16 protein-coding genes are annotated in these 14,175 nt (G+C 48.2%); 7 read left to right on the forward strand and 9 right to left on the reverse strand.

The window, feature by feature from the left end:
* Window positions 1-147 precede the first annotated feature (147 nt).
* The 3 genes from aspS to KKE17_05190 all read right to left on the reverse strand — a co-directional run bounded on the left by aspS (window position 148) and on the right by KKE17_05190 (window position 3,957).
* Window positions 148-1,935: an aspartate--tRNA ligase gene (gene aspS / locus KKE17_05180; protein ID MBU1709382.1), complete on the reverse strand. Its 1,788-nt coding sequence runs from the start codon at window positions 1,933-1,935 to the stop codon at window positions 148-150.
* Window positions 1,936-1,953: 18 nt separating this feature from the next.
* Entirely contained in the window at window positions 1,954-3,210 is a 1,257-nt protein-coding gene (hisS, locus tag KKE17_05185; GenBank protein MBU1709383.1) for a histidine--tRNA ligase, read from the reverse strand.
* 339 nt (window positions 3,211-3,549) lie between these two features.
* Entirely contained in the window at window positions 3,550-3,957 is a 408-nt protein-coding gene (locus tag KKE17_05190) for a CoA-binding protein (protein MBU1709384.1), read from the reverse strand.
* Window positions 3,958-4,238: 281 nt separating this feature from the next.
* Between KKE17_05190 and KKE17_05195 the strand changes: the two genes are divergently transcribed.
* Together KKE17_05195 and KKE17_05200 are read left to right on the forward strand one after the other, a co-directional pair.
* Window positions 4,239-4,448 (forward strand): CooT family nickel-binding protein, encoded by a 210-nt coding sequence (locus KKE17_05195; GenBank protein MBU1709385.1) that lies wholly within the window; start codon window positions 4,239-4,241, stop codon window positions 4,446-4,448.
* Window positions 4,445-4,690 (forward strand): hypothetical protein, encoded by a 246-nt coding sequence (locus KKE17_05200; GenBank protein MBU1709386.1) that lies wholly within the window; start codon window positions 4,445-4,447, stop codon window positions 4,688-4,690. The genes KKE17_05195 and KKE17_05200 overlap by 4 nt, the downstream gene beginning before the upstream one ends.
* A gap of 220 nt (window positions 4,691-4,910) precedes the next feature.
* Here the strand turns inward: KKE17_05200 and KKE17_05205 are convergent, their stop codons facing one another.
* Window positions 4,911-5,423: a hypothetical protein gene (locus KKE17_05205; GenBank protein ID MBU1709387.1), complete on the reverse strand. Its 513-nt coding sequence runs from the start codon at window positions 5,421-5,423 to the stop codon at window positions 4,911-4,913.
* Window positions 5,424-5,467: 44 nt separating this feature from the next.
* Window positions 5,468-6,088: an HAD family hydrolase gene (locus KKE17_05210; GenBank protein MBU1709388.1), complete on the reverse strand. Its 621-nt coding sequence runs from the start codon at window positions 6,086-6,088 to the stop codon at window positions 5,468-5,470.
* Between the two features lie 178 nt (window positions 6,089-6,266).
* Between KKE17_05210 and nadB the strand changes: the two genes are divergently transcribed.
* The 5 genes from nadB (at window position 6,267) to KKE17_05235 (ending at window position 11,990) form a co-directional block, all read left to right on the forward strand.
* The gene (gene nadB / locus KKE17_05215; GenBank protein MBU1709389.1) at window positions 6,267-7,874 is read left to right on the forward strand and encodes an L-aspartate oxidase; all 1,608 of its coding nucleotides are present in this window, start codon (window positions 6,267-6,269) and stop codon (window positions 7,872-7,874) included.
* A gap of 239 nt (window positions 7,875-8,113) precedes the next feature.
* The gene (nrdD, locus tag KKE17_05220; protein MBU1709390.1) at window positions 8,114-10,231 is read left to right on the forward strand and encodes an anaerobic ribonucleoside-triphosphate reductase; all 2,118 of its coding nucleotides are present in this window, start codon (window positions 8,114-8,116) and stop codon (window positions 10,229-10,231) included.
* 46 nt (window positions 10,232-10,277) lie between these two features.
* Window positions 10,278-10,631: a hypothetical protein gene (locus KKE17_05225; protein ID MBU1709391.1), complete on the forward strand. Its 354-nt coding sequence runs from the start codon at window positions 10,278-10,280 to the stop codon at window positions 10,629-10,631.
* Window positions 10,632-10,665: 34 nt separating this feature from the next.
* Window positions 10,666-11,355 carry an anaerobic ribonucleoside-triphosphate reductase activating protein gene (locus tag KKE17_05230; protein MBU1709392.1) on the forward strand — a complete coding sequence of 230 codons (690 nt, stop codon included), beginning with the start codon at window positions 10,666-10,668 and terminating at the stop codon, window positions 11,353-11,355.
* Window positions 11,356-11,669: 314 nt separating this feature from the next.
* On the forward strand, window positions 11,670-11,990 hold the full coding sequence (locus KKE17_05235; protein ID MBU1709393.1) for a TusE/DsrC/DsvC family sulfur relay protein: 321 nt from the start codon (window positions 11,670-11,672) through the stop codon (window positions 11,988-11,990).
* A gap of 86 nt (window positions 11,991-12,076) precedes the next feature.
* Here the strand turns inward: KKE17_05235 and KKE17_05240 are convergent, their stop codons facing one another.
* From KKE17_05240 to KKE17_05255, 4 genes are all read right to left on the reverse strand, one after another.
* Entirely contained in the window at window positions 12,077-12,847 is a 771-nt protein-coding gene (locus tag KKE17_05240; GenBank protein ID MBU1709394.1) for a hypothetical protein, read from the reverse strand.
* An 11-nt stretch (window positions 12,848-12,858) separates the two neighbouring features.
* Window positions 12,859-13,128, reverse strand: coding sequence for a hypothetical protein (locus KKE17_05245; protein ID MBU1709395.1), 270 nt, complete (start codon window positions 13,126-13,128; stop codon window positions 12,859-12,861).
* 209 nt (window positions 13,129-13,337) lie between these two features.
* Entirely contained in the window at window positions 13,338-13,616 is a 279-nt protein-coding gene (locus tag KKE17_05250; GenBank protein ID MBU1709396.1) for an acylphosphatase, read from the reverse strand.
* Window positions 13,617-14,042: 426 nt separating this feature from the next.
* Window positions 14,043-14,174, reverse strand: a complete 132-nt coding sequence (locus KKE17_05255) for a hypothetical protein (GenBank protein ID MBU1709397.1) — start codon at window positions 14,172-14,174, stop codon at window positions 14,043-14,045.
* Window position 14,175: the final 1 nt, after the last annotated feature.

The following is a 14,175-nucleotide window of genomic DNA, read 5'->3' on the forward strand; positions in this document are numbered from 1 at the left end:
ATTGAGGATTGTGTAAAAATTTATAAATCCTGAGATCATGAAAGGTTGCATTAGCTGCAGATCCGCGAAATTTTCCGTTCGGCTATAGTTTTCTATGCCAAACGGAAAATGACAATGGAGATGCGGCAAATGCGGATTTTCAGGGTCTCAGGATTCTTTCCAGTCGGGCCGCAGCGACAACTCAGTAAGCTGCTTGCGGGCGACCGCAGACGGAGCGTCGGTAAGCGGACAGGTTGCCTTCTGGGTTTTGGGAAAGGCGATTACGTCTCTGATCGTATCTTTACCTGCGAGAATCATCATCAGCCGGTCAAGGCCAAAGGCAATGCCGCCGTGGGGCGGAGCGCCCATTTCCAGCGCTTTCAGCAGAAAGTCAAATTTTTCCGCCGCGTCTTCTTCGGAAATGCCCAGGGCGGAGAATATTTTTGACTGCAATTCCTTCTGGTGAATGCGAATGCTGCCGCCGCCGATTTCCGTGCCGTTCAGGACCAGATCGTAGGCGCGGCTGCGAACGTTTCCGGGGTCGGATTCAAGCAGGGCAAGGTCTCGTTCCTGGGGCGCGGTAAAAGGATGATGCACGGCAACATGGCGTTTTGCTTCATGATCGTACTCAAGCAGAGGGAAATCCGTGACCCAGGTAAATGTCAAAACATTCTTGTCAATCATCCCGAGCCGGCGGGCAAGCTCAATTCTCAATTCCGAAAGAGCCTGGTGAACGATAGCGGGTTTGTCGGCGACAAAGAACAGCAGATCGCCTTCCGCTGCGCCGAGGGTATCCGCCATCCTGCTTCGTTCTTCGTCAGTGAAGAATTTTGCAATGGGCGACTGCCACTCGCCGGCAGCCTTCATTTTCACCCAGGCAAGGCCTTTGGCCCCGAACTGGGAGACATAGTCGGTGAGATCGTCGAGGTCCTTACGCGAGAAATCCGCACAACCCTTGGCGTTGATGCTTTTGACTATTCCGCCCGTTTCAACCACCGAGCGGAAAACCTTGAAACTGCATTCTTTGACAATGTCGGTGAGAGAAATGAGTTCAAGGCCGAATCTGGTGTCCGGACGGTCGGTGCCGAAGCGGGCGATTGATTCGGCGTAGGTTATCCGCGGAAACGGCGGCGCCAGTTCTTTTCCCAGGGTGTCTTTCACCAGGTTTTTGATCATTCCTTCGGTGATTTTATACAGATCTTCCTCATCCACAAAGGAGAGTTCCATGTCCACCTGGGTGAATTCCGGCTGCCGGTCGGCGCGCAGGTCTTCATCGCGAAAACAGCGGACAATCTGATAATAGCGGTCCATGCCGGCGATCATCAGCAGCTGCTTGAAAAGTTGTGGGGACTGGGGGAGCGCATAGAATTTTCCCGGATTCACCCGGCTGGGAACCAGGTAGTCGCGGGCCCCTTCAGGAGTGGACTTGGTCAGCACCGGAGTTTCAATCTCAAGAAAATTATTGGCATCGAGATACGAACGCATGGACTGGCAAGCCTTGTGGCGCATAATGAGATTGTTTGCCATTTCCGGGCGGCGCAGGTCGAGATAGCGGTATTTGAGGCGGAGATTTTCGGAAACATCTGCTTCTTCATCCAGCGGGAAAGGCGGGGTCAGACTGGTATTCAGGATGCGGAGTTCATTGACCAGAATCTCGATTTCACCGGTTGAGAGCTTGGGATTCTTCATACCATCCGGCCGGTTTTCAACCACGCCCTTAACCGCGAGGACCCACTCGCTTCTGAGGGCATGAGCCTTGGCGTGCACTTCCGGGTTGATTTCCGGATTGAAGACAATCTGGGTAATACCCCAGCGGTCGCGGAGGTCGATAAAAATGACCCCGCCGTGGTCCCGGCGGCGAAGGACCCAGCCCATGAGAGTAACTTCCTGGCCTAAATCTTCTTTCCCGAGGGCGTCACAGGAATGGCTTCTTTTAAGATTTCCCATGGATTCCATAGGATGGTACTCCTTATTTTATTTTTTTGTCGCTGCCATGATGGCATCAATATCGGTAAATGAAATTTCTTGCTGCTCCTTGGTGCTCATGTCTCTTAATACCCCTTGGCCTTTTGCCAGTTCGTCCTCGCCGAGAATGAGCGTGAATCGTGCATTAACTCTGTTTGCCTGTTTCATCTGGCTTTTCAGGCTGCGCCCTTCAATATCCATGGAAGCCTTGAGCCCCTTTACGCGAAGGACTTGCAGCAAGGCATAAGCTTTTTCAAGGGCGTTATCCCCCAGGGCGGCGATGAACAGATCCGCCTCCTGAGCCGGGGGCAGGATATTTTTCTGTTCCATGAGCAGCAGAACTCGTTCCATGCCGATTCCGAATCCGAAACCCGGCAGGTCCGGGCCGCCGAGCTGCTCGACAAGGCCGTCATACCTGCCCCCTGCACCAACGGCGCTTTGTGCCCCAAGCTGATCGGTGACCAGCTCAAAGGTCGTTCGGGTATAATAATCCAAGCCCCGGACCATGAAGGAATTCACCGTAAAGGGCACGTTGAGAATCTCCATGCCATTTTTAACAGCAACAAAATGATCGTTGCAGGGGCTGCAGAGATTATCAAGAATTGACGGGGCATTGCCGAGTTTGTTTCTGCATTCCGGGTTTTTACAGTCCAGGACCCTCAAGGGATTCGTATCGGTGCGGCGCTTGCAGTCTTCGCATAAGGTATCTTTTATGCCGGCAAGAAAGGCAGTGAGGGCTTGCCGATATGCCGGGCGGCAGGCTTTGCAACCCAGGGAGTTTATTTCCAGGCTGGCCGTAAGACCGCATTCATCAAGCAGCGTCCAGGCCATTGCCATGACTTCGGCATCAAGTTTCGGATTATGGGTGCCGATAACCTCAACGCTCATCTGATGAAACTGGCGGAGGCGGCCTTTCTGGGGATTTTCATGCCTGAACATCGGGCCGATGGTGAAAAGGCGTTGCACCGGCTGGCGAGTATGCAGCGCATTCTCAATGAATGCCCGCAGGACCGGCGCCGTGCCTTCCGGGCGCATGGTGATGGATTCACCGTTTCGGTCAATGAGCGTATACATCTCTTTTTCGACGATGTCGGTGGCTTCGCCGATGGAACGGGCAAAAAGCTCGGTTTTTTCGAGGATCGGAACTTTTATCTCGGAAAAACCGAATCGTTGGAAGATGTTACGCGCCTTGGCTTCCAGCCATTGCCATGACTCCGATTCCCCCGGTAATATGTCTTTAAATCCTTTTAATGCCTGAAGTTCCACAATTATTCTCGTTTAGTTCGAAAAGCTCTTTCTTGAAAATTGTCGGTCTGCAAAAAACCGCGCGACCGACGCGTATTCTGTCTGTAACCGATTGATATTATCAGTGGCGATAATTCAGATATTCACTTTTTCATGATACCATGAACGTTGCCTGTATTCCTGAAAGTCCCGATCTGTTCGCTCAGGGTCGAAGCTGACAAATATACGGAAGCATTTCTTGCTGGAATATCGTTACTATCCGGACCTTGAAAAAGCCTGAAACTCTATCGCAATCAACATGAAAAGTCAAGGAAACCCGGGGGTTGGTCGCAATAAAACCCCTGAAGCCGTGCGATGGCCTTATCGCAGATTCTGGTGGTCGACTTTGATGCAGCGATCCATAATCACTGTGAGGCCTGCAGCTGTTGCTTTTTTGGCCGCCTCGTCATTGATAATTCCAAGTTGCATCCAGATGACTTTTGCGCCTATGGCAATTGCCTCATCCACCACGGCAGGGACATCTTCAGGTTTTCTGAAAATATCGACAAGATCAACAGATTCAGGAATCGACAGGAGGTCGGGGTAGCAAGTTCTGCCAAGGATTTCATTCTGGCCGGGATTGACGGGGATCACCTCATAGCCGGCCCGGATAAGATAATCGGCAACCTGATTGCTTGGCCGGGTGATTTTTGGTGAAAGCCCGACAACGGCTATTGTCTTATACTTTTTCAGGATTGATCTGATTTCAATCGCCGGTTTTATAATCATATTATAACCTCATGGGAGGGATAATCGGCTCGGGAAAACAAAGGGTTAAAATAGCAGAATTACACAGGGAAGACTAAAGTTTTTTTCGCCAAACCAGATTATCATTGCCTCTTTATGAAAGCCTTTTTATGTTAGAGTGAGTTTTAGTTGTCCGGTTTAACCTGGTGCGCATAAGAACGGATATAGCCGAAGCACCTGAGCCGGAAGAATTTCATGAAACAGTTGAAAATTCTTGAGATCCACAAAATTTAATAACGCGAGAAAGAGATAAAAGGTGCGTCATGTGTCAGATGAGTGTTTTGCTTGAACAGGGCGGCGATCTGGAAACAGTCATGGAGAGTGCCACCAGGCTTGAGGCGACTCCTGATGGAATAACCGTCAGCGCCCTGTTTGAAGAGCCCAGAATTGTCAAAGGCGCAATGGTGAAATCCATTGATTTCCTGGCTGGAAAAGTTGTTCTGGTCATGATTTCGGAAAAAACAGGTGAATGATGAGTATTTCAGATTTGGAAAAATTACGTATTCTGCTTCCGCACTGGATAGAACATAACCACAGCCATGCGGCTGAGTTTGGCAAATGGTCGGAAGTGGCAGAAAAGGATGGTCTGCCGGAGGTTGCCCAACTCATTAATCAGGCGGTGTCCAATCTCAAAGAAGCCGGAGCGGCACTGACCGAGGCCCTTGACAGGATCGGCGGTCCGGTGTCCGGTGACGGGCATCACCATCACCACTGATTCAGGAAGCCGGGTTTATTAGTCCCAAGTAAAGGTTAAAACCTCCGTCTTCAGACGGTCAGCTTTGAGCATGTATTTATAATATGAGTAACAGGCACAGAGTAAAAGGGAATAAAGAAAAACAATATGAAGAAGTAACGGTGTTCAATGACTGTCGATCTGGTTGGTCTTGTATTTTTATACTTTGTGCCTTCTGCCTTTGTGCCTCACGCTATCGACTTCAGGCGATAGTCGTTGACTTGCTGCCGACACTGTGAATAAATGAAGCTTTTTCAGGACTTTCGGAACAGGCTTCAGCGCAGATCAGCCAATACCAGGACGGGGTTTTTCGGATTTTTTCGTTGAGTTGCCGGGATATCCGGTGGGAGTCCTCCTCCAGATTGAAAAAATGCGAATCAATTCCGAAAAAGCCGTCCAATAGATGCGCGACTATATGGAGGGTCTTACTCTGAAAGCCTTCCGGCAGACTGACGAAGTCCCTCAGGGAATGCAGCCCTGAACCTTCTAAGTCGTTTATCAATTCCTGCAGCACGCGTTGATTTTCATCAATGTTCTTTTCTGTATTTGCCCAGAATAACGGATTTTCAGACACAAGGCTTTTTTCACGGATAACCGTTACCGAGTCGTAATGCACCAGCAGGGTGCGTTGGAAAAAGCGCAAGACTCTGTTTCGGCATGATTCGAAATCAGGTCCGGCCACAAGAAAATAATGGGTATTATTCAGTTTCAACATGGTTCACTCCAAGCAAAAAAAAGAGGCTTTGTGAATAATCCAGGTTAGAAGATTGGCAGGTCGTTAATTTCCATAAAGCTTTTCACATGGAAAGCAGCTGGCAGATCGGCGTTCTTAAAGGCAATGAGCCGCATGCCGATACTTGCCGCATGGTCCCGGTCAACCATTGAATCCCCCACATAAATCGCTTCGTCAACCGTCAGGTTGAATTTGCCGAGAATGGCGATGAGCGCCTCGGGATGGGGTTTAGGGTTTTTCACATCCAGGGCGGTTACCACCATATCAAAATAGGGGGTCAGTCCGTTCATGGCCATAACCGAAGACATGGTTGTTGTCCTGTTGGTGCTGATGGCGGTTTTATATTTTTTGCGGATCTGCGTCAGAAAGTCGATGAGGTCCGGTTCCATGATCATATACTTGAGGAAACGCATGTAGTTCAGGCTCTCCCGGTATTTCTCGGCAGCAGCAAGCGACTCAGGATAATCTCTGAAGATGTGCCTTGTGGAATCCATGGCATGGTGCATGTGGACATACTCCAGCTCTTCCGGAGTCATCGGCGGATGGCCGAACTTTTCAAGGAGATGATTGTAATAGAAGCGGTTGGCCTCTTTGGAATCGAACAGGACGCCGTCGCAGTCGAAGATAATTATTTTTAATGGTGACATGGAGTTTGCTTTGATGTTGGCCGGATATCCGGCTATCATGTTATATTGACCGGGTTAAATATCTCAAGGCTTTCTTCTTACTGGAAGAGTTGCGGTTGTGTCAAGCCGGGAAAAGGCCGCGTCTTATAGTTTCCAAACGCGCGCTGCCGTCAGATCAACAGACAACAGGTGATTGCTAATAATGAAAACAACGGATTTTCTGGTCCTGGGTAGCGGCATTTCCGGCTTGTCTTTTGCGCTGAAAGCGGCAACTCTCGGCACTGTAACAATTATCACCAAGAAGGCCAGGGTTGATACGGCAACCAATCTAGCCCAGGGCGGCATAGCTGCGGTATTGTCCACGGATGACTCTTTTGACCTCCATATCCAGGATACATTGAAGTCGGGAGCCGGGCTTTGCAATGAGGAAGTGGTGAGGCTGGTTGTGGAGAACGGCCCGGAAAGAATCAGTGAACTCGTTGACCTCGGGATTCATTTCAGCAGCGACGAAAAGGACCCTTCACGCCTTGATCTTGGCCGCGAGGGCGGACATTCAGCTCGAAGAATCGCTCACGCCCACGATCTCACCGGCCGTGAAATCGAGAAAGGCCTGCTTGAGGCCGTGGCCCGGAATCCCAGGATAACTGTTCTTGAAAATGAAATTGCCATAGATTTATTAATTGCCTCAAAAGCCGGCCTTGACTGGGGCGTGCCTTTTTCAGACAGGTGCCTTGGCGCCTATGTACTTGGTAAAGACGGCAATATAACCACCTGGCTCGCCAAAGTAACCGTCCTCTGCACCGGAGGTGCCGGCAAGGTATACCTTTACACCACCAACCCGGACATCGCCACCGGCGACGGCATCGCCATGGCCTATCGTGCCGGAGCCAGGGTTGGAAACCTTGAATTTGTACAGTTTCACCCAACCTGTCTCTATCATCCGCGTGCAAAGAATTTTCTAATTTCCGAGGCGGTTCGGGGCGAAGGTGGCGTGCTTATTGATGACCGCGGCAACGCCTTCATGAAAAAATATGATCCGCGGGGCGATCTTGCAACCAGGGACATGGTAGCCCGGGCCATTGACACCGAGATGAAGGCCAGCGGCGATGATTGCGTTTTTCTTGATATGACCCATAAGCCCGCGGAGTTTATCAGGCATCGTTTCCCAAATATATATCAGACCTGTCTTTCCTTTGGAATTGATATGACCAGGGAGCCGATTCCGGTTGTGCCTGCTGCCCATTATATGTGTGGAGGGGTTGTAACCGACACCATGGGCCGGACCAATCTCCAGAATCTGTTTGCCTTTGGTGAAACCGCCTGTACGGGTTTACACGGCGGTAACCGTTTGGCCAGCAATTCCCTGCTGGAGGCCGTGGTTTTTGCGCATCAGGCCTATTTGCAGTGCGCCAAAGACTGGCCGGAAATTGGCGGGCATGATTTTCCGCAAGTTCCATCGTGGAAACCAGGAAGCGCCGAAAGAATTGAGGAGTGCATTCTAATTACCCATAATTGGGATCAGATCCGCAGGCTCATGTGGAATTATGTGGGCATTGTCCGTACTGAACGCAGGCTGGCCCTTGTGAAAAACAGGCTTGCGCCCATCCTCAAAGATATTGATCAGCATTACCGGGAATATCTGCTTACCCCGGACCTGGTTGAGCTGCGGAATATTGCCCTGGTTGCCGAACTCATTGTCAAGAGCGCAATTCTTCGCAAAGAGTCCCGGGGACTCCATTATCTTGCTGATTTCCCAGAACCTGATGACCTCAACTGGAAAAAGGATTCAATCTTATCAATAGATTGATATTCGTTTTTTTTCTGGCATTCACTCAAAAAAAGCCCTGTTCAATAAAAAATTCTTGACTGTCATACCATATATAGTGCAATAATGATCACTCTGGCACTATATGTCGTGTCTGTTTTGTTAGACTTGGATTATGCGCCGGAATTTCCGGGTTACGAAAGAAATTCGGGTTTGAAGCTGTCGTGACGGACGACCGATGAGCACACCTGAATAAAGGAGGGTCACGTATGGGAGTAGTAATGCCTCTGAATGCCAAGGACAAAGACCAGGCTACCCGTATAGTAAAGCAGGATGCGACGGATATTGTTCTTTTCGTAAGAACTTCCGAAGAAGATATTACCGGATGGAATAGAACGCGCATAGTTGATGCTCTGTTGCGTGAAACATTCGTAGACAAGGGCACGGCAGAAAAAATAAGCATTGATGTTGAAGCGACTATTATGAGTGGCGCGGTGAAAACCGTCACCGGGCCTCTTATCCGTGAGCTGGTGAATGCGAAACTGTTGGAATTGGGCCTTGAACATGCGCGACGAATGCATACCAGGCTCGGCGTGCCTCTCTACGACGTGGATCAGCTGCTGGTTCATCCCAATAAGGAAAACGCTAATGTGCCCCATGGTCCTGAGGCAACAAACCTGACCCTGTCCGAGGGCATAAAAAAAGAATATGCCCTGCTGCATGTTTTCAGCCCCGAGGTTGCTGATGCGCATTTAAACGGTGATCTGCATTTGCATGATCTGGGCTTTATCGACAGACCATATTGCTCGGGGCAATCCCTGGAATATATTAAAAAGTTCGGGTTGAATCTTCCCCACGCATTGTCCATGGCTGGTCCTGCAAAACATCCGGAAGTGCTTCTTGCCCATATGGTCAAATTCGCCGCGGCCCTTCAGAGTCATTTTGCCGGGGCTATCGGCTGGGACGCAGTAAATCTTTTCTTTGCGCCCTATCTTGAAGATCTTACCGACCGCCAGGTGCGGCAGCTTGCGCAAATGCTCATTTTTGAATTTTCACAGCAGGCGGTTGCCCGTGGCGGGCAGGCGATTTTTTCAGATATCAACATCTACTGGGAAGTTCCCAGGCATTTTGAAAATGTGCCGGCCATCGGTCCGGGAGGTAAATATACCGGAAAGACATACCGGGAGTATGAAGCCCAGGCGCAACGGTTTGCCTGGGCCTTGTTTGGGGTTTTTAAGGAAGGAGATGCAGCCGGCCGGCCGTTTTTTTTCCCGAAACCCCTGGTCCATATTACTGAAAAGTTTTTCAAAACCGAAGGCCACATGGATTTTCTCCATCATATCTGTGAGGTGGCGTCTGATAAAGGAAACACCTATTTTGTCTTTGACCGAGGGGATACCGCTAAGATATCAGAGTGTTGTCGCCTGAGTTTCAAACTTGAAGCCTCGGATTTTGAAGATGCCAAAGAGCCTTGGCGCATGCGTTATTCAGCATTGCAGAATATCACGATCAATCTGCCCAGGTTGGCTTACCGGGCAGAAGGGCAAGAAACCAAGCTGTTTTCTCTTCTTACCGAACAGATCATGCTGGCCGTCAAAGGCCATGAGCAGAAAAAGAAATTTATTGAAAAACTCCTCTCCCATGGCGAGACCGGGCCACTATCCTTGCTGGCGATGAAATGCGACGGTCAGTCCTATCTCAGAATGCATCGCTGTTCCTATCTCATAGGTATGGTCGGCCTCAATGAGTTGGTTAAAGTTCATATGGGGCAAGAGGTACATGAGTCGGATGAAGCCATGAAGTTCGGACTTAAGGTCATTGCTCACATGAATATCATGTGCAGGAAGATGAGCGAAGAGTGCGGGATGAAATTTGTTCTGGAACAGACCCCGGCGGAGAGTACTGCCTATCGTTTCGCAAAGCTTGACCTGTCGCATTATGCGGATCAAGCCAGTAATTATGTGCAGGGAAACAAGGAAACGGATGAGGTGTATTATACCAATTCCACACTATTTAATGTCGGCCAGGAGATGAATCCCATTGATCGGGTTGAACGTGAAGGATTGTTTCACCCGCTGATTGAGGCCGGTTCGATTACCCATGTCTGGCTTGGCGAGGCCAACCCCGATAAGGAGGCACTGGCTGACTTTGTGATAAATACCTTCCGGCATACTCAAAACGATCAGATTGCATTTTCTCCGGAATTTACCACCTGTCTTGATTGCGGTAAAACGGCAAGAGGGTTGCATGGGGCCTGCACCTACTGTGAATCATCGCATGTGGACGGAATAACCAGGATTACGGGGTATTTCACCAAGGTGTCCAGTTGGAACAAGGGCAAGCTCGGTGAGTTGAAGGACCGGTATCGCAATGCCGGCAGATTCGGGGAAAAGAAGTAAAGGATAGGTGCGGTAGATCAACACACCGGATTGAGGAGAGGGATTCATGACATTATTTACAAAACGTGAGTGTGTTTTGTGCGATAGGTTAAAAAAACAGTTTGATTTGTCAGCCATGAAGGTGCAAGTGGAAGTACTGGATGGTGATAATGCCGATTCTCTTGCCCATCTTGCATGGCATGGCCTGGTCGACACTGCAAGGAAAACGCTGCCTCTTCTTATACTGGATGACAGTTCAAATGTTCAGGATTTTGTTCATATCGAAATGGAGCTGAGCGCCAGGGCCGCGCTCTACGGAGTGGGCCATAAAACTCCAGTACAACAGCATCAGTCATGCGACGCCGGTAGTTGTTGCCTGAACACGGTCAGCGCAGGCATGCCTCGCAGTTCTGGCTCTTAATTGTTTGAAGGAACTTCAATATCTGGGTGTATGCGTGATTAAGGGTTTTCTTGAAACATCATTTATAGATTGGCGAGGCAGGGTCTGTGCCGTGCTGTTTATGGGGGGCTGTAATTTTCGCTGTCCTTACTGCCATAATCACCCCCTGGTTTTAGAATCCGGATCCTTTGAAGATTTTTCCTTGCCTATTATCTTGACCCGTCTGGAATCATTGAAGAAATGGCTCGGAGGCGTATGTGTTTCAGGTGGTGAGCCAACCCTCAACCCCAACCTGCCGGGGTTGCTGATGGAGCTCAAGCAAAAAGGCTGGGCTGTGAAGGTCGACACCAACGGCAGCAAACCGGAAATGATTGCACAACTCCTTGAACAAGGGCTTGTCGATTCTGTTTCCATGGATGTCAAAGCCCCATTGGACCAGGAGAAATATGATCGTTGCGCCGGAACTGCGGTTGATCTCACCGCCATCAAGAACAGTATTGAGGTGATCAGGGAGAGTGGAATAGATCACGAATTCAGAATGACGGTAGTTCCTGGATATCACACTGAAAAGGATGTCGAGCAATGGATCAGCCTTTTTGACTCCAGATCAAAGTTGACCCTGCAAAATTTTAATCCGCAAACCACGTTGCTCCCAGAAATATCAAAGAATAAAGGATTTTCCCCGGACATTTTTTCCGCCTTTCAGGCGATGCTTTTAAAACAGATACATCGTGTGGCTGCATAATCTTGGGGCTATCTTTGTGCTGTGTGGAGGGGAAAATCTGCGGAAAAATGAATGAGGTGTCATTTTTTTTGTAAGGCGGTGGGCGCTTTTTATTGGACTTATAGGCGTCGATGATCTGGGAGAAACTAGTTCAATCCATTGTAATTATTGAATTATGTGTTCATGGTGATGAGGGGTGAAAGGGGAAATTGTTTTTGATAAGTTATTGTAACAGACGTCTTGACAAAGTATGGCTCCTATAGTAATTAAATACATCTTTTTAAGTTAATAAGGTGATACTTTCAGATAAACTTAATTTTTTTAAGGAGGGTGATATGGCTTCAATTGAACATAATGGCAAAGCCTACGAAGTAGATGAAGATGGATTCCTGACCAGAGGCATGGAAGAATGGGATGGCGGTTGGGTTGATTACGTAAAGGGTGTTGAAGGCATTTCCGATATGACCGATGAGCATCAGAAAGTTATTGATACTCTGCAGGAATACTACAAGAAAAACGGTATTGCTCCCATGGTTCGTATTCTTTCCAAAACCACTGGTTTCCCTCTGAAGAGAATTTACGAACTCTTCCCATCAGGACCGGGTAAAGGAGCTTGTAAGATGGCTGGCCTGCCCAAACCTACTGGGTGCGTATAATTTTTGAGAGTATACTCTGTCAAATAAAGAAAAAGGACCCAACCGGGTCCTTTTTTTTGTCCTTATTTTAAGCGGGGAAGGAAAAATTATCCAACCAGGTATTTTTCAGCCTCGAGATCATGTATCTTCTGAATTTTTTGACGGTACTCGTCAGCGTTAATTCTTGCACCTCTGATTCCGCCACGAAGATTAATTTCCGCGATATATGAAATTCCGTTCTTTGTGACCATCAGATCGATATGAGCATAAGGGAATTTACCTTTTAACATTGCCAGTCGGCAGAGGTCCCATTGTGAGTCGGACAGATCACAAGGCAGACTGGAACCTCCGCAATGCAGATTATTTCTGAAATTATGCGGATTTTTTCTCGAATATGCCTCAATGTAATCCGCAAGAACAATGACTCGGATATCGGAGCTTTCAGGCTCAAATGGCTGCAGAACAAAGGGATAGGGCAGGACGCCCAGGGATGCCTGGCTGTAAACCTCTTCAATGCTGTTCCACCACAGGATTCCGGTTCCGGCATTTGTGCGGTCGAGTTTGGTTATGACCGGACCAATGTTTTCCCGGCAATAATGGTTCATGCAATTAATGAGACCGTGAATGTCATGCACCGCCCGGGTGTGGGGCAACATATATTCGGATAAGAGTAATGTCTGGAAAGTTTTGGAGCGGCTCGCCTGCTGGGCTTTTGCCGAAGGAAAGACTATGATGCCACGGTCCACGAGATCGAGCAGTATATGTTCTTCGGTGCGGGCGAGGCGTAATCTGCCGATAAAAACATCATCCTTTTTAAGGGTGGTGTAGGAGGAACGCAAGGCTGAATTGTCGGTAATGACTTGCCTTTGTATGGTCAAGGGGGAACCCTTCAGAACAGCAATTCTAGGAAGCGTTGATGGAATTGTGAGAGATCCGTGTTGCATTCGCCGCAAAAGAAGCTGATTTCACCGAGAATCTGGGATTCGTCGCCTTTCTGGCTGAAGCTGCTGTCGCTATTTTGGATATAACGCGTGGTGAGAATCACCCCATCAGCGACTTCAAAAAAATCAGAGTCATTTCCACAATTTGGACAAACTATCCGGATAGGGGTTTTTTCGGCTGCTTTTGGTCTTTGTCGTAATTCAGTTCCGGGATTCATATCATTCTCTTTTATTTACGATAAATCATTGGTTTGCTCATTTGTTGCGCTAATCTAAGGTAGAGAATGAGAAATGTCAACATTTGATATGTATTCCTTATTTCGCTATCAGAGAACTGCCTGTAATCAGAGCCGATCTTTTCTATTTTTCCCAGATTACCCGAAGCTTATAAATATTATTTACAGATAACATGTTGATGTAAAGACATTTAATATTTAATCCTGAATTCGCCTGTTTCGCCTGTTGGTATTTCTTCTGAAATCGTGACGGATGTGACCAGAGACATTGGTGAGCCAACATGCAACCATTGGATCATTTGGTCTATTGCCGAGTCTTCTCCTTCCATGAGAACTTCAACGGTTCCTTCTGGTTTGTTTCGGGTCCATCCAGTAAGCCCAAGCCTCAGGCCTTCTTTCTGGGTGTAAGCCCTGAAAAAAACTCCCTGCACGTGTCCATGTACCACCGCTCTGATTCTTTTGGTGTTCATTGATGCCTCCCTGGAGTTAAATGTCCATAAATGGCTCTTTGGGCCAATCTCTGTGTCTCGGAATATCAACTAGCCCGCATTTCTCATAAGGTGAGACAGTTGCAGGTCCGCAGGGCAGGAAGTTTGGCAATATATGAATATGCCGAACTTTTCAGCAGTTTATTTAATTGAGACATCTTTTACACTCTGTTCATAGCAATTACCTGCCAACTTTCTTGTAACCCATTATTTTCAGACCATTTCCAGTTAATGCTGAAATGTTCGTGAGAAATGCGGGTTAGATGCCTGTGGTTATTGTATTCGTATTCCTTGATCTTGAACAGAAAAGCTCATTTATGAACAGACACTGCCTATATTAAATTCGACAGTGAAATCCTGGTTCTTTGGGCCAGGTCACAGTTCTGTGGTTTTTTGAATGGAGGTCAACTAGCGGATATAGGAAAGAAATTCATTCTCGTCGATAATCGTTAAATTCAGGTCTTGCGCCTTTTGGATTTTGCTGCCTGGTTTTTCCCCGGCAACAACATGGGTCACTTTTTTATTGATTGAAGATGCTATC

It is taken from the genome of Pseudomonadota bacterium, assembly GCA_018823135.1.
GTDB lineage: Bacteria > Desulfobacterota > Desulfobulbia > Desulfobulbales > CALZHT01 > JAHJJF01.